Annotated in this window: 13 protein-coding genes; 5 read left to right on the top strand and 8 right to left on the bottom strand. The window is 72.4% G+C overall.

Annotation, left to right across the window (positions count from 1 at the left end):
• Nucleotide 1 precedes the first annotated feature (1 nt).
• Nucleotides 2-910, bottom strand: a complete 909-nt coding sequence (locus WJM95_RS02270) for a helix-turn-helix transcriptional regulator (protein ID WP_339127751.1) — start codon at nt 908-910, stop codon at nt 2-4.
• Between the two features lie 210 nt (nt 911-1120).
• On the opposite strand from WJM95_RS02270, the gene WJM95_RS02275 reads away from it, so the two are divergent.
• The 3 genes from WJM95_RS02275 to WJM95_RS02285 all read left to right on the top strand — a co-directional run bounded on the left by WJM95_RS02275 (nt 1121) and on the right by WJM95_RS02285 (nt 3444).
• On the top strand, nt 1121-2098 hold the full coding sequence (locus WJM95_RS02275) for an aldo/keto reductase (protein ID WP_339127752.1): 978 nt from the start codon (nt 1121-1123) through the stop codon (nt 2096-2098).
• 40 nt (nt 2099-2138) lie between these two features.
• Complete coding sequence (locus WJM95_RS02280; RefSeq protein ID WP_339127753.1) at nt 2139-2990, top strand: aldo/keto reductase; 852 nt, start codon at nt 2139-2141, stop codon at nt 2988-2990.
• Between the two features lie 112 nt (nt 2991-3102).
• On the top strand, nt 3103-3444 hold the full coding sequence (locus WJM95_RS02285) for a thioredoxin domain-containing protein (protein WP_339127754.1): 342 nt from the start codon (nt 3103-3105) through the stop codon (nt 3442-3444).
• An 82-nt stretch (nt 3445-3526) separates the two neighbouring features.
• On the opposite strand, the gene WJM95_RS02290 is transcribed toward WJM95_RS02285, so the two are convergent.
• The 4 genes from WJM95_RS02290 to WJM95_RS02305 form a co-directional block, all read right to left on the bottom strand.
• On the bottom strand, nt 3527-4309 hold the full coding sequence (locus WJM95_RS02290) for an endo alpha-1,4 polygalactosaminidase (protein ID WP_339127755.1): 783 nt from the start codon (nt 4307-4309) through the stop codon (nt 3527-3529).
• A gap of 206 nt (nt 4310-4515) precedes the next feature.
• Nucleotides 4516-6588: a hypothetical protein gene (locus tag WJM95_RS02295; protein WP_339127756.1), complete on the bottom strand. Its 2073-nt coding sequence runs from the start codon at nt 6586-6588 to the stop codon at nt 4516-4518.
• A gap of 294 nt (nt 6589-6882) precedes the next feature.
• Nucleotides 6883-7953 (bottom strand): hypothetical protein, encoded by a 1071-nt coding sequence (locus WJM95_RS02300; RefSeq protein WP_339127757.1) that lies wholly within the window; start codon nt 7951-7953, stop codon nt 6883-6885.
• A 14-nt stretch (nt 7954-7967) separates the two neighbouring features.
• Entirely contained in the window at nt 7968-8213 is a 246-nt protein-coding gene (locus tag WJM95_RS02305) for a hypothetical protein (protein ID WP_339127758.1), read from the bottom strand.
• 161 nt (nt 8214-8374) lie between these two features.
• Here WJM95_RS02305 and WJM95_RS02310 point away from each other — a divergent pair, with 161 nt between their 5' ends.
• The gene (locus WJM95_RS02310) at nt 8375-9496 is read left to right on the top strand and encodes a PP2C family protein-serine/threonine phosphatase (RefSeq protein ID WP_339127759.1); all 1122 of its coding nucleotides are present in this window, start codon (nt 8375-8377) and stop codon (nt 9494-9496) included.
• A 97-nt stretch (nt 9497-9593) separates the two neighbouring features.
• Here WJM95_RS02310 and WJM95_RS02315 read toward each other — a convergent pair whose 3' ends face one another.
• From WJM95_RS02315 to WJM95_RS02325, 3 genes are all read right to left on the bottom strand, one after another.
• Nucleotides 9594-11657, bottom strand: coding sequence for a prolyl oligopeptidase family serine peptidase (locus tag WJM95_RS02315; protein WP_339127760.1), 2064 nt, complete (start codon nt 11655-11657; stop codon nt 9594-9596).
• A 410-nt stretch (nt 11658-12067) separates the two neighbouring features.
• The gene (gene lysA, locus WJM95_RS02320) at nt 12068-13453 is read right to left on the bottom strand and encodes a diaminopimelate decarboxylase (RefSeq protein ID WP_339127761.1); all 1386 of its coding nucleotides are present in this window, start codon (nt 13451-13453) and stop codon (nt 12068-12070) included.
• A 4-nt stretch (nt 13454-13457) separates the two neighbouring features.
• Complete coding sequence (locus tag WJM95_RS02325; RefSeq protein WP_339127762.1) at nt 13458-14381, bottom strand: helix-turn-helix domain-containing protein; 924 nt, start codon at nt 14379-14381, stop codon at nt 13458-13460.
• A 128-nt stretch (nt 14382-14509) separates the two neighbouring features.
• Between WJM95_RS02325 and WJM95_RS02330 the strand changes: the two genes are divergently transcribed.
• The gene (locus WJM95_RS02330) at nt 14510-15526 is read left to right on the top strand and encodes an SIS domain-containing protein (RefSeq protein WP_339127763.1); all 1017 of its coding nucleotides are present in this window, start codon (nt 14510-14512) and stop codon (nt 15524-15526) included.
• Nucleotides 15527-15622 lie beyond the last annotated feature (96 nt).

A 15622-nucleotide genomic window follows, 5' to 3' on the forward strand; every position in this document is an offset into this window, starting at 1 on the left:
CCTACGACCGCCGGTCGCGTGCCTCGGGAGCGGCCGCCGGGCGTTCGGCGGGCCGGGGTGCGCTCATGTCGAGGAGGAGCAGGGCGTCGTGGTCGGGGCTCCCGGGTTCGGCGGTGTAGACGCCGATTCGCTGGCCCGGGGTGCCCTCGACATGCAGGGACTGCGAGGTGAGGGTGACCGTTCCGACCTGCGGGTGCTGGAAGATCTTCTGTGTGGGCTTGCGGCCGGTGACCTCGTAGCGTTCCCACAGGCCCGCGAAGTCCGGGCTCTTCAGGAGCAGTTCACCGACGAGGTGGGTGAGGTCGGGGGCGTCGGGGGCGGTGCCGGCGACGGCGCGCAGCCGGGCGACGCAGCCGGTGATCTGGCGGTCCCAGTCCGGGAACAGGTCACGTGCCGCCGGGTGGAGGAAGAGGTAGCGGGCGAGGTTGCGGTGCTTGAGCGGCCAGTCCTCCAGGCCCGCGTACAGGGCGAGGCCGCCGGGGTTCCAGGCCAGCACGTCCATGCTGCGGCTGATCACGTAGGCGGGGTTGGGGCGCAGTGACTCCAGCAGCAGCTTCAGATGGGGGCGCACGGTGCGGCTCGGCGCCGGGGGCGGTTCGGGTGCGTAGCGGGCCGCGCGGGCGGCGAGTTCGCGCAGGTGCTGGTGTTCCTGGTCGTCCATGCGCAGGGCACGGGCGAGGGAGTCGAGGACGGCGGGGCTGGGGCGGGTCTCCTTGCCGCGCTCCAGGCGTACGTAGTAGTCGATGCTGATGCCGGCGAGGGTGGCCAGTTCCTCGCGGCGCAGACCGGGGGTGCGGCGGATCCCGGCGCCGACGGTGAGGCCGACGTGTTCGGGGCTGGTCTGGTTGCGGCGGGCGCGCAGGTAGCGGCCCAGCTCGGCGCCCTCGCCGTGCGCGCTCTCGGTTGCCATGACCCCAGTCTCACCCGCCGGGCACCCGTCGCGCGGGCGGGAGGGGGGCCCTGTCATGACCCCTGAAGAGCCCGCCCTGCCACATCGGACCGATCCGGGCCAAGGTGAATCAGGAAGACGCCGCCCGCCCGCCGATGTCCGGCCGACACGACCTGTCGGGCCGGGCGACGGTGGGAGGGCGGTTACCACCTTGGATCGGAAGAGGGCGAGATGCGGTACATCAAGCTGCGTGACCTGGAAGTCTCCCGGATCGGCCTGGGCGCCATGGGCATGTCCCACGGCTACACCGGTGCGGGCAGCGACGACGCGGAGTCGATCAGGACCCTGCACCGGGCCCTGGAGCTGGGCGTCACGCTGATCGACACCGCCGAGATCTACGGCCCCTACGTCAACGAGGAGCTGCTGGGCCGGGCGCTGAAGGGACACCGGGAGCAGGTGGTGCTGGCCACCAAGTTCGGTCTGGTCTCCCACGCGGGCGAGGGCGCCTGGAACCTGGACTCCGGCCCGGCCAACATCCGTACGGCCGTGGAGGGCTCCCTCAAGCGGCTGGGCACCGACCACATCGACCTGTACTACCAGCACCGGGTCGACCCGAACACACCGATCGAGGAGACCGCAGGGGCCGTCGGCGAGCTGATCACCGAGGGCAAGGTCCGGGCCTTCGGGCTCTCCGAGGCGGGCCCCGACACGATCCGCCGCGCCCACGCCGTCCAGCCGGTCACGGCGGTCCAGTCCGAGTACTCGCTGTGGACGCGGGGTATCGAGGAGCGGATTCTGCCCGTGCTGCGCGAGCTGAACATCGGCCTCGTGCCGTTCTCCCCGCTCGGACGCGGCTTCCTGACCGGCACGGTCCGCTCCACCGACGCGTTCGACGAGGACGACTTCCGCCGCGGCAACCCCCGCTTCACCGGCGAGAACTTCCGGCGCAATCTCGCGCTCGCCGACGAGGTCAAGGCCCTGGCCGGCGAGGTCGGCGCCACTCCCGCGCAGGTCGCGCTGGCCTGGCTGCTCGCCCAGGGCGACGACATCGCCCCGATTCCCGGCACCAAGCGTGTCGGCCGGGTCGAGGAGAACACGGCCGCCGACGCCGTCACGCTGACCGCCGAGCAGCTCGACACGCTCAGCGCCATGCCGCCCGCCGCCGGTGACACCCACAACGCGGCCCAGGCGCGGATGCTCGAACGCTGATCCCCTCCCCCCGACCCGCACCGCGAAGGACATCACGCTCATGCAGACCGTCACCCTCAACAACGGCGTCGAGATGCCGCTCCTCGGCTTCGGCGTCTACCAGATCCCCGCCGAGGACACCGAACGTGCCGTCTCCGAGGCGCTGGCCGCCGGCTACCGCCTGCTCGACACCGCCGCCGCGTACGGCAACGAGGAAGCCGTAGGCCGGGCCATCAGGTCCAGCGGCGTCGCCCGCGCGGACCTGTTCGTCACCACCAAGCTGTGGGTCCAGGACGCCCCCGCCGAGGACAACGCGAGGCGCGCGTTCGAGAAGTCCCTGACCAGGCTGGGCCTGGACCACCTCGACCTGTATCTGATGCACCAGCCCTTCGGCGACGTATACGGCCAGTGGCGGGCCATGGAAGCCCTCAATCGCGAGGGCGCGGCGAAGGCGATCGGCGTCGCCAACTTCTCTCCCGACCGGCTGATCGACCTGATCGTCAACAACGAGATCACCCCGCAGGTCAACCAGATCGAGACCCACCCCTTCTTCCAGCGTGCCGGCTACCAGGACCTCATGCGGGAGCACGGCGTGCAGATCCAGTCCTGGGGCGGCTTCGCCGAGGGCAGGAACGACCTGTTCGCCAACCCTCTGCTGACCGAGATCGGCAAGGAGTACGGCAGGTCGGTCGCCCAGGTCGTGCTGCGCTGGCTCACCCAACGCGGCGTCGTCGCGATCCCCAAGTCCGTACGCGCCGAGCGCATGGCCGAGAACATCGACGTCTTCGACTTCCGGCTCACGGACGAGCAGATGACCCGGATCGCGACGCTCGACACGGGCGGCTCCTTGTTCTTCGACCACCACGATCCCGAGATCGTCACCTGGCTGGCGGGACGCCGCCTGGACGCCTGACCCGACCCCGGATCCCTCGCGAAGGGCCGACCGGTGAAGGAGCCGAACCGGTCCGGTGATCCGCCGGGGGAAGATGGGGGTGACATGACGGAACGCGAGGTCAGGAGCTTCCATGGGGTCGAAGCGGGTTCACCAGCCGCGGGAGGACGCGGAGTTCGAGTTCATCCTCGGGATGAGCGACGTCCCGGTCCTCGCCTACTTCACCGGGACATGGCCCAAGGCGATCGAGCCCTGCCGGGCGATGGACCTCGTCGTGGGTGACATCGCCGACGAGTACACCGGCCGTCTGACGGCCGTCCGTGCCGACATCACACGCTGTCCGGCCGCGACCACGCGCTACAGGATCACCGGAGCCCCGTCCTACGTCCTGCTGAAGGCGGGAGAGGCGGTGGCACAGGGCACGGGACCCATGTCCACGGCCGAGGTACGGACGTTCCTGGACGGCCACCTCTGACCGGGCGTACGAGGAAGGCCTGCCGGCCCGCGGCGGTGTCCCGTCGCCGCGGGCCGGCAGCCGACTCGGTCCGGATCGCGGTCTAGCAGGTCTTGCGCACGTAACCGCTGCTTCCCGCCGGTCTGACGTCCACGTCGCGCTGCACGATGCTCAGCGTGCCACCCCATCCGTTGCAGGCCTTGGTCCTGCCGGAGTTGGTGTACTCGATCACGATCACGTTGTTCCCGAAGGCGCTGGTGTAGTCGCCGCACTCGTCGTACTGGCCGCACTCCTCGGCCACGGCGAAGTCCAGACCGTTGGCGGTGTGGTTGCCCGCCAGCTCGGGAGTGTTCTTCTGGGCGATGGCGAGACCGTCCGCGTGGGCGCGGGCGGACAGCAGCTTGATGAACGCCTGCGCGTTGGCGGCCGTCAGCCGATTCCCCGAACGGGTGTAGCTGTCGTAGTTGTCGGGCTCGATCGCCTGGAAGCCCTTGGTCCTGCAACTGTCGATCAGGGTCCCGATCTTGGCGGCGATCCGCTGACGCTTGGCGTCGGTGCCGACGTCGAGGAAGGCCTCGCCCCAGTCCGTGTCGTAGACGACCTTGCCGGACGCGTCCCGCAGCAGCAGGTCGGCGTCCCACTCGTTCTCGGCGCCCGGCTGCGCCTGGAAGGCGTTGACGTAGCAGATGTTGTACAGGCCGGCCGCCGGGGAGGCGGCGTTGTCCCGGGTGACGACCTTCACCCCGGCCGGCGGGGTGTAGGCACCGCCGATCTGATAGTCGAAGCCGGCGTGGGCGGGCGGCAGGGGCACCGATGCGGCCCGCGCGGTGGCCGTCGGGGCGACCAGAGCACCGACCAGCGCCGCCGCGCCCACGACGGCGCCCATCAACGTATGGGAGGGAGTACTGAATTGGCCCATGTGAATGAGCTCCCAGGGGGAAGAGGGCACGTCCCCGCCTCGGACGCGTCAGAACGTCCTGGCGACTTGGGCCGGGCTCGTGGCGCGGGGCCTGCATACCGGCTGGGCGTGCCTCTGAACCCGGAGCACGGCTCCGGTGTTGTCCGGGAGTAAAGCGAGTGCCCGTGAAGATGTCAACGGTGGGGGGTCCGTTTCGCGTCGGTGCGGTGTCCGCACCTGCGGGCACCGCACCGACACCGGCTCAGCTGACGTGGACGGTCCAGGCCGTCGAGTACGAACTCGTCAGGGTGGTGCCCGCGGGACGGTAGAAGCGCAGCGTGCCGGTGCCCACGCGGGAGAACTTCTGGGTGAAGACAGCCGTACCGTCGGCGTTGAGCTTGGTGGCCGGGCCGGTGCTCCAGGTGCCGTCGATCTCCCTCACCTGAAGGTAGATCTTGGTTCCGGGCGACGTACGGCGTGCTGGTCACGCGGTAGCTGACGGTCTTGCCGTGGTGGACGGCGGTCGTCGGGCTCTTGACGGTGAGCGTCGCCCTGACCTTGCCCGTCACCGTCGCGCTCGTCGAGGTCGTCCAGGTCAGGTTCTTCGCGGCGGTGACCGCGGCCCAGGTGCCGCTGCGCTTGGCCGTGGTGGTGAAGTGGGCGGTGCCCTTGCCGTCCGTGGCGGCCTTCGCGACCGTGCTCCACGTCGTGCTGCCCTGGGGCCGGAACTGGAGGGAGACCGCCGCCCCGGCCGCGGGCTTGCCACCGGTCTGGGTCACGGTGGCGGTCAGGGCCTGCTTGGCACCGTAGGTGGTGAGGGCGGGGCCGCCGAGTTTGGTGGTCGTCGCCGCGAGGACGCGCAACGGCTGTGTGGTGACGGAGGTGTCCCCGAACTGCGAGACCGTGGTCAGGGCGAACTCGTGCAGGCCGGGCGTGTCCGCCTTCCAGGTCCCGGAGGGCGGCGCGGGGTAGGAACCGCTGCTGATCGTCTTCCCGTCGACGGTCATCGTCCAGGTCTGCGCGCGGCTGACTCCGTCGTCGGCCGTGGTCGTCGCCTCGACCTTCCAGGTCTTGCCGGCGACCGGGAACTCGCCGAAGCCGGAGACCCAGCTCGCGTCGACTCCGGAGACGACGTCGACCGAGGTCCGCACCGTGCCGTGGGCACCCCGGTTGTCGGTGACGTCGAAGGTGAGCGTGTGCTTGCCGTACGGCACGGTGTTGTCGCCGAGGCTCGCGTAGAGGCGGTCCGGGTAGCCCTCGTAGGTGAAGTCGGCGACCCGGGACGTGGCGAGGAGCTTGTCGTCCAGCAGGACGCGGGTGGAGACCGGGTAGGCGTAGTTGAGGTTGCGGGGGAACGGCTGCGCGAGGCTGCCGGGGTACTTGTAATTCAGGGTGACCACGGACGGCAGGCTGTGGGTCACCGGGTCGACCACCGGTGTGACGGTGAATCCGTGGTCGACGAGGACGTCCGCCCGCACGGGCACGCCGGCGCGGCCCTCCTCGTCGAAGGCGACCACGTACTGGGACATCCACAGCGTCGAGTAGATCTTGCTGGTGTCGACAGCGCCCGTCCAGGTGCCGTCGCCCTCCTCGGTCAGCTGGGTGGGCGCGGGCCAGGCCGGGTGGTCGGAGAAGAACTCCACGCGGGAGACACCGCCGCCACCGTCCCGGGCGACGGCCCGCACCTTCAGTTCACGGTCCGCGCTGAGACCCACCGGCTTGCTGTCGGTCCACGCGTCGTCGCCGGGCAGATCGGGCAGCGTGACCGTGGGCCGGTGGTTGTCCACGGTGATGTCGGCGGTGGCCGCGGTGGTCGAAGGACGGGCCGTCAGGACCTCGACGCGGATGTCGTTGGCGCCGTCCTGGACGAGAGGCGTGGCGATCGATCCGGCGCCCGCGAACGGCTTGGTCGCCGCGGTGTCGAGAGCGGCGTGCAGGGTGCACGACGGCAGGCAGTCACCGGGGGCGAGGTCGATCCGCCGGCTGACCTCACCGGTTCCCGCGCCGTATCCGGAGACGCTCACCACGGCGGCGTAGGGCTCGGGGCCCGAGTCGGCGGCGTGCACGGTGAATGTCACGTCGGCGGTCCCCGTCACGATACCGCCGGGGTTCTCGGCGCCCGGGGCGTCGTAGTCGGACGTGACGCCGTCGATGGTGACAGCGGGGGTCGCGTCCGCGGCGTCCGCGGAACCGGGGAGGACCACGCCGAGAGCCGCCAGACCGACGGAACCGGCAAGCGCGGCGATGGAGCGTACGGGTCGTGCCATGTCGTGCGGTCCTTTGTGTGAACCCCGGTAACTGCGCAGGTCAGCGGGGATTTCGCCAGACGATCTGATGATCGGGAGGTGGAGCGTATATCACCCCCGTCGGCCGCATGCCACCGGCCTGCGCCCGGCTCGGAACGGCCGGGACCGGCTCACCATCGGCCCGGGACCGGCTCGACATCCGCCCGGGTTCGGCTCGACATCCGCCCGGGTTCGGCTCGACATCGGCCCGGGCGGGTGCCGGGCCAGGACCCTGGCCTCGACGGTCCGGCCCGAGACGGACGGCCGGCTCGGCCCTCAGTCCGCGAAGGCCGGATACCCCGGCAGCGGAGCAACCTCCCAGCCTCCGGCGACCTCACGCAGCAGCGCCCTCATCGTCCGCGCGAACGCGGGGAACTCCTCCAGCGTGCCGGCCATCTCCCAGCGGTGCCGCAGGACTTGACGCCGCGTCGGGACGGGACGTCGGGTCCGGTGCAGCGGCGCGTCCTCCACGCTGCGGGGCAGCAGCCTCACCGTCGCGTCCACCGTCCATACGGCTGTGGCCTGCCGCATTCCGGCCTGCCACACCTCGTCCTCGGCGAGGGCCGGGTACACACCGACGACCTCCGCGCGATACGCCTGCTCGATCTCCGCGGCCATTCCGGCCGGCAGCGTGAAGACGCACCAGCAGCTGGAGAAGGGCATCCGGCAGTACGCGGCCGTCAGGAACACCGACTGGTAGCAGGCCGCTTCGAAGTCGATGAGCCTCAGCCCCTCAGGGGTGAGCAAGTTGTTGTCGGGACAGGTGTCACCCGGGGTGAAGGCCGGGTACTCGTCCCCACCTGCCGTACCGATCCCGGCCAACTCCTCGCCCAAACCCGGCGGGACCGCGATCCCGGCCCCGTCGAGCAGCGCGAGCAGATCGGTGGCCCTCTGCGCGATCCACGGCTCGTCCCCCCAGGACAACAGGCCCTTGTCGTACCGGGACCACAGCCGCGTGAGATCGGCACGGCGGTGCACGGAGGCGGCGGCCAGCCTCCCGAGCCCGCGGGCCCAGGCCAGCAACGCGCTTTCCGCGACCACCGGATCGTTCCCGAGCAGGACGTCCGCCAGAGTGGGGGCCGTCCCGAGGTCGGCCATGACCAGCAGGGGAACCTCGGGATCCACGCCCAGAACCTTGGGCCCGGCGATCCCGAGGGAGAGCCCGGCGGCCTCGGCCGTGAAGGCGCGCAGGGACTCCGGCTCGTTGGTGAACGCCTTGACGATCACACTGCCGCCACCCGCCGTCGCACACCGCAGTACGGTGCTGCGCGAGCTGCCTCCCAGGTCGACCGGGCCGGACAGCTCGACATCCAGCAGTTCACCGGCGGCACGCAGGATCGACTTCACCCGGGCAGTCTGCCTCAGCGCAGAGTGCCGTACACGACGCTCGGACAGGTCGCGGCGAACGCCCATACGAAGGTGTTCAGCCGCATGAAGGCCGAGGCGCCCAGGCGCCACGCGAGCGCGAGCGCCAGGACCGCGCACGTCGGGCGCGGCTCGGCGAAGGCCGCGGTGACGTACGCGCAGCACGCCCGCCCCGCCACGAACCACAGGAACGCCTGCCGCGAACCGTCGGTGCCGATCACCCTGGCGCAGATCCCGGCCACGAAAATGATCAGCGAGAGCTGGTCCGCGCCGTCGGTCCCGTACGGAGAGTTCGAGTAAAGTTCCGGAATGCCTTATTTGTGGCCCAGGATGTCGGGAACGACCCGCCCGCTCCGGCGACCGCCCCTGCTCGGCCGGGGGAAGTAAGCGGAAGGCTTGGGACATGGCCCTTCGAGCACAGCTGGACTTGCGGCGTTCCTGGCGGCCGGGTCACGCGCCCGCACTGCTGGTGATCCCGTTGGTGCTGATCGTCACGGTCTGTGTGGTGGATGTCCTGTCCCCGCCGCACATCCACCTGGGCCCGCTCCTCGTGGCGGCGCCCGCGCTCACGGTGGCGTTCGCCGGTGCGCGCGTCACCGCGCTGATGGGAGCGCTCGCGGTGGCGGCCCAGGTGCTGATCGGCGCGCTCAGAGGAGTCCTGGCCACCGCCAACGTCATGGCCCAGATCGCCGCCCTGATCATCGTCTCCGTCGTCTGCGTCACCATCTGCGTGGTGCGGGACCGGAGCGAGCGGCAGTTGCTCCGGGTGCGGTCGGTGGCCGCGGCGGCGCAGAGCGTGCTGTTGCGGCCGTTGCCCACGCGGGCGGGCCCGCTGCGGATCGCCGGCCTGTACATTCCCGCCGAGGAGGAGGCCGACCTGGGCGGAGACCTGTACGCGGCCGCCCGGACCATCCACCACAGCACCCGGCTCCTCATCGGTGACGTGCGCGGCAACGGCCTGGCCGCGATCAGCAACTCCGCCCTGCTCCTCGGCGCCTTCCGCGCGGCCGCCCATCGGCAGGCCACCCTTCCGCGTCTCGCCGTCCACCTGGACGCCGCGTTCCGCTGGGACACCAGCCAGTGGCGATCGCCGACGGAACAGGACACCAACGAGGACTTCGCCACCGCCATCCTGCTCGACATCCCCGACCACGAACCGGTCGTCCACCTCATCACCTGCGGCCACCCGCCCCCGCTCCTCCTGCGCGGGAATGAACTCACCCCTCTCACGGCCGACGCGAGCCACCTCCCGATCGGCTTCGGCGGGGCCTTCGGCGTCGCCGCCTACGACGTCCAGACCTTCCCGTTCGAGGTCGGCGACCTCCTGCTGCTCTACACGGACGGCGTCATCGAGGCCCGCGACGGCGAGGGGCTCTTCTACCCCTTCGCCGAACGGGCGCCGCGATGGACGAAGGACGACCCCGACGAACTCCTGCGCCGCCTCCAGGACGACCTGCTGCTCCACGTGGACGGCCACCTCGGCGACGACGCGGCCGTCGTCGCGATCCGCCGCCTGGCGGTCTGATCCCGGCCGTCCGCGGCGACAGAGGCCTTTGCCCCGACATCGGGGGCTCCCCGCCGCCCGCGAGCCGCCGGTGCCACCGCAGGCCGGAGCTCCGGCTTCACAGGGCGTCGGCGTCCAGGAGGACGTCGGGGGCGATGTGGGCGCCGAGGACCTCGCGGTAGAGGGCGACTTCGGCCAGCAGGGAGCGGCGGACGCTGTCGGCGCGGCGGAAGCCGTGTCCCTCGCCCTCGAAGAGCAGGAAGCGGTGCCACACACCTTGTTCCGCCAGGCTGTCCACGATGCAGGTGGCCTGGTCCGGGCGGCAGATGAAATCGTCCGCGCCCTGGAGCATCACCAGCGGCACGGTGATGCGGTCGGCGTTCGCGGCGGGTGAGATCTTGTCGAACAGGGCCTGGTCCCGAGGGAGGACGCCGACGAGGGTGTCGACGTAGCGGGACTCGAAGTCGTGGGTCTGCCCGGCCCGCCATCGTGCCGGGTCGCTGATCGGGTAGAGGACCGTGCCCGCGCAGAAGACATCGGTGTGGGCCAGACAGGCCAGGGTGGTCCAGCCGCCGGCCGAGCCGCCCCGCACGGCCGTACGGGCGGGATCCGCCAGGCCCTCGACGGCCAGGGCGCGGGCGACGGTGACACAGTCGTCGACGTCCACCGTTCCCCACTGGCCGCGCAGCCGGTCGCGGTACGCCCTGCCGTAGCCGGTGGAGCCGCCGTAGTCGACGTCGGCGACGGTGAAGCCGCGGCTGGTGAAGAAGGAGTACTCCAGGTCGGCGGTGACCCCGGTGGAACTCGTCGGGCCGCCGTGGACCTGCACCAGCAGGGGCGGCAGTTCGCCCTCGGCCGCGGTGGCGGTGGGGTGAGTGGGCCGGTGCAGCACGAAGTGGACGGGGCGGCCCTGCGCGTCGTGGACGGTGCGGCGCTCGGGCCGGGGCTGCCAAGGGGCCAGCGGGTCCTCGGACTTGGGCCTGGCACGGCGGGCCGGGCCGGAGCCGGGGGCCAGGGGCACCGACAGCAGGGCGGAGCCGAGGGCCGGGTCGGCGGCGCGGACCAGGATCCGTTCGCCGTCCGACCAGAGGTCGCCCGCGAAGCTGCTCCAGCCGTGGGCGAGTTCGGTCAGTGCGCCGTCCTCGGGCGACCAACGGGACAGCCGCTGCGGGCCGTTGCCGTGCGGCAGCACCACCCCGTACGGCGTCACCGCGAACCAGCTCGCGCCGACGCGCCAGACCGGGCCGGCGCAATCCTCCTGGAGGGGAAGGACGTTGGTGATCGCCGTGGGTGTCGGCCGGCCGGTGGCCAGGTCGACGCGGTGCAGGTTCCACCAGCCGTCCGGGTCCGCCATGGCGTAGAGCGTGTCGGGACCCGCCCACGCGGCCTGGGAGACGGAGACCTCGGCACCTTCGTGGCTGCCGCCGAGCAGCCGGACCGGCTCGCCGGCGACGCCGTCGTGCAGCTCGGCGACCATCAACTCCGAGCTGTCCCACGGCATATGGGGGTGGTCCCAGCCGATCCAGGTGAGCCTCCCGCCGTCCGGGGAGAGCCGGTGCCCGCAGAGGAAGTGGTGCGAGCGGGCCACCACGCGCAGCGCGCCGGGGTCGTCGGCGGCGGCACCGGACAGCGGTACGGCGACGATCTCGCGAACGGTGCGGGGTGCCGGGTCGGCGTCGTGCTCTCCCGTGGCGGCGCGGGTGGTCTCCCGTACGCACCACACCTCGGTCCCGTCCGGTCCGGTCACCGGGTCGGCCCAGCAGGTCTCCCGGTCGGGCGGGTCGGCCGGGGTGAGCGGCACGGGCACCGGGAACGCGTCGTCCTCGGCGACCCCGAGACGGGGTACCTCGGCGCCGTACAACCGCTGGTCGCGGTGGTCGGTGAAGACCAGCAGGTGGTTGCCTGTGGGCGAGTCGGCGGCGCGCACCCAGTAGGGCTTGCCGCCGTAGCCGAGGGAGCGGTTGCGTACGGAGACGCCGGGGGCGAGCACCTGGACGGGGTCCTCGTGGCCGGGGGCGTTGCGCAGCAGCCGTACGGTCGCGGTGGCCGGGTCGGAGGCGCACCACCAGTTCTCCTCGCCGGCCCCGGAGGGCCAGGAGGTGGATCCGGAGGCGTCGGCGACCGCTTCGGCGGTGATCGGGGACGGCCAGGTGCCGTAGGGCAGGTGGGGCTCGGTGGACATGGGGTGACTCCGAGTACGGGAAGGGAAGTTGGGCGGCGGGGCGGGCGCGGGCTTCTGGCTGCTTGGGGGAGGTGGTGCGTGCGGGCTTCGGTTGCCGGGGCGGAGGCCGTCGGTGCGGGGCGCCGGACTGCCGTGGGCGGAGACCGTGGATCCGGTCACCGGCCCCTGGGGAAGCTCCCTGAGCAAGGTCCCTGGGGGAAGCTCCCTGAGGCCGGCCCTGAGGGAGGTCCCTGGGGTCCTGCGGGGAAGGCCCTGAGGCCGGGCCGGTGTGTCGACCCGCCCCGGGGCCGGGGTCGGTGTGCCGACCCCGGCGGTGCCCGCAGAAGCCGTACGCGCTCCACGTGAGCGACAGGCGTGCCCGGATCCGGAGGAAAGGCGGCGGGCCCCGGGACACGGGAGCCCCGCCGGGGTCACCCGGCGGTCAACTGCACCGGCTCGCCATGGGCGTCGCGGCGGCGCAGGTCCTCCGGGGTCTCCCGGCGGACCATGAGGCGAGCCCGGCCGTCGCGCACGGCGACGACCGCGGGCCGGGGCTGCGCGTTGTAGTTGCTGGCCATGGCGTGGTGGTAGGCGCCGGTGGCGGGGACCGCGAGGAGGTCCCCGGCGGCGATGTCGTTCGGCAGGGCGATGTCGGGCACGACGACGTCCCCGCTCTCGCAGTGCCGGCCGACGACGGCGGCGTGCACGGGTTCGCCCCCGGCGGTCCGGTTCGCGGTCCACGCGGTGTAGCGGGCCAGGTAGAGGGAGGGCCGCAGGGCGTCGCTCATGCCGCCGTCGACGGAGACGAAGCGGCGGCGCAGCCCGTCCTTGACCGCACCCACGCGGTAGAGCGTCACTCCGGCGGTGCCGATCATCGAGCGGCCGGGTTCGACGGCGAGGCGGACCGGCGACCCGGGCAGCGCCCGGGCCAGTCCGGCGCGCAGCGCGGCGGTGAACTCGGCCGGTTCCAGGCGCGGTTGGCCAGGCAGGTAGGGGATTCCGGCGCCGCCGCCGAGGTCGATCTCGTCGACGGTGATGCCGTGCCGTTCGGCGAGCGCGGCGACGAAGGCGCCGACCCGTTCGGCGGCGAGGGTCAGCCCCTCGGTCGCGGTGATCTGTGAGCCTATGTGGGAGTGCACACCGGCCAGCCGCAGGGCGGGGCGGTCGGCGACGGCGAGGACGGCGCGTTCGGCGTGGCCGCCCCGGACCGGGAAGCCGAACTTGACGTCGTCGCCGCCGGTGGCCATGTAGTCGTGGGTCTCGGCCGCCACACCGGGGGCGATACGGACGTACACGTCCTGGACACGGCCGGCCGCCGCGGCGGCGGTGGCGAGCCGGTCGATCTCCTCCAGGCAGTCGACGACCACGACGCCGACGCCGTGCGCGACGGCGGCCTCCAGTTCCGCGACGGACTTGTTGTTGCCGTGGAAGACGATCCGGGCGGGGTCGAAGCCGGTGTCGGCGGCCATCCGGAGCTCACCTCCGCTGCACACGTCCAGGTGCAGTCCCTCGGAGTCGACCCAGCGGACCATCTCGGCGCACAGGAACGCCTTGGAGGCGTAGTGGACCCGATCCGCGCCGGATGCGCTCCAACTCCTGGCGCGATGGCGGAAGTCGGCCTCGTCCACCACGTACAGCGCGGTACCCACGGCCTCGGCCAGGTCGTCCAGGGCGACGCCGCCCACGTGCAGCCGGCCCTCGACCGTCCTGGCGGTCAGGGGCCACACCTCGGGCGCGGTTTCCGGGGAGGCCGCCGGGGCCAGTCCGTCGGGCAGTTGGGTCCCTGCGGGGGCGGACAGGGATGCGGCGGTGGTCACGGGCTCACTCCTCGGTGAGGACGACCAGCATCAGCAGGTCGTCGCTGGGGTCGGTGAAGTGGTGTTCGTCGGTGGCGGCGAAGTGGCAGCTGTCGGCGCGGCGCAGCAGCCGTACGACGCCGCCGACCGAGACCCGGCAGGAGCCGGCGAGGACGAGCGCGAACTCCTCGCCGGAGTGCGCTGTCGGGTGGTCGTGGTCGCCGAGGTCGGCGTGGAGCAGCCGGGCTCCGATCCGGCTCGCGCCGGGGGCCGTGAGGTCCCAGATGCCGTGGTGTCCGTCGGCCTGCGCGAGCAGCGGTGCCGGGGCGAAACGCGGCGGGAACGCGGGGGCGGCCGCGGCGGTGACCTGTCCTGTGCCGCCGAGGAGTTCGGCGGGGGTGGAGCCGAGGGCGTCGGCGATCTGGCAGAGGGTGCGGACCGTGGGGTTGGCGGCGCCGGACTCCATCTGCGAGACGTAGGCCGGTGAGACGCCGGCCCGGGTCGCCACCGCGCTCAGGGTGAGCCCGGCGGCACGGCGGACACGGGCGACGGAGGCGGCGAGTACGTCGCCGGTGTCGACCCGTTCAGGCGGTGCGCCCCCACCGGTGCCCGCGGGGACGGGCGGCGCCGCTCGCCCCGTGCCGGCGTTGTCGGACTGCGCGGCTCGATCCTTGCCGGCGTTGTCGGGCTCCGCGGCTCGATCCGTGCCTGCGCGGTCGGGTGGCCCGCCCGGACCCGAGTCCGCGCTGCCGGGCCGTGCGCCCCGGCCGGTGTCCGCGTTCTCGGGCTGCGCGACCGCACCCGTTTCCGTGGGGCCGGTCGTCCCCGCCCCGTTGCCCGATTCGTCGTCGGGCCGTGCGGAACCGTCCGCGGCGGGACGTGAGTTCTGCCGCGAGGCGGGGGGATCGGCCGAAGAGTTTTCCGCGCCGGTGGCTCTTGACGAGGTCATGCGGCGACAGTAAGACTCACGCATCGCTTAGATCAAGCAATCTGACGCCGCCGTTTAACTGTCAGCAGAGGTGCAGTTCACCACCCGGATTCCCGGGTGTGGGCTGCCCTGAGTGGGAGGGGTGAGCAATGACCGGTCCTCTGGCGCCTACGCCGACCCTCGAACTGCTGCGTGCCGCGGCCGAACTGTGCGGCCCCACCGCGCAGCGCCTGTTCGAGGTGCTGGCGGAGGACTACCCGGCCTCTCTGGAGCGCCGCCCCGGCCAACTGCTGCGGGCGGCCGACGCGAGCGCCGCGGACCTCGACGGGCTGCTCGCGGCGGCGGGGGTCGCCTCCACCGACGACCTGCGTCTCCTCGCGGCCCGGGAAAGCGGCCTGCGCCTGGCCGAGCCGGATCTGCGGTTCACCAGCCGCGATCCGGAGTCCGAGCCGCGGGAGCGGTCGGCGCTGCGCCGGATGATCACCGCGGAGGAGGGCAACCTCCGTCGCACGCTGGCCGATCTCCAGGCCAACGGCGCCCTGGAGCTGGCGGCCGCGGCCCTGTTGCGGGCGCGGCGGCGGTGGGTGCTCGGCGACCTGAAGTCGGCCGGGTACGCGTCGCTGCTGACCAGCGACCTCACCAGCAGCATGCGGGACGTGTTCCTGGTGCAGCCGGCAACGGGCGCGGCGGTCAACGCGATCGCCGACGCCCACCCGGACGACGTCCTGGTCGTGTTCAGCTTCCGCAACTACAGCCGGCTGACCGTGGACGTGGCCCGGGAGTTCCACGCACTGGGCGCCTCGGTCATCGCGTTGACCGACAGCTACACCAGTCCGGTCTGTTCCTTCGCCACGCACGTCCTTGCGGTGGACACCCGCAGCGAGTCGCCGCACCACTCGCCGACCGCGGTGGCGGCGGCGGCCCATGTGCTGGCGGCGCTGGCCGCCGCCGGGGCCAAGGGGGCGGCCCGGCGCAACCGGCGCCGGGCGGAGCTCTTCCGCTCCCTGGGCAGCTACGGCCTGGGCCAGGCGCGGTCCGCCGCGGCCGGCGGGGCGGAGGGCGCGCCGGATCTCCCGGAGCCCGCCGCCGGGCTTCCCGGGCCCCGCACAACGGACCCGTCCGGCTTACCCGCCGCACCCGGGGACGAGCATCCGCCCGCGTGGTGACCGCTCCCCTCTCTTCTCCGTCCCGCCTGTTCCCCGTTTCCGCGAGTCCGTCTCGCTGAGCCATCGACGGCAGAGGCCCCGTCCTCGCGTCCTGCC

The organism is Streptomyces sp. f51, assembly GCF_037940415.1.
GTDB lineage: Bacteria > Actinomycetota > Actinomycetes > Streptomycetales > Streptomycetaceae > Streptomyces.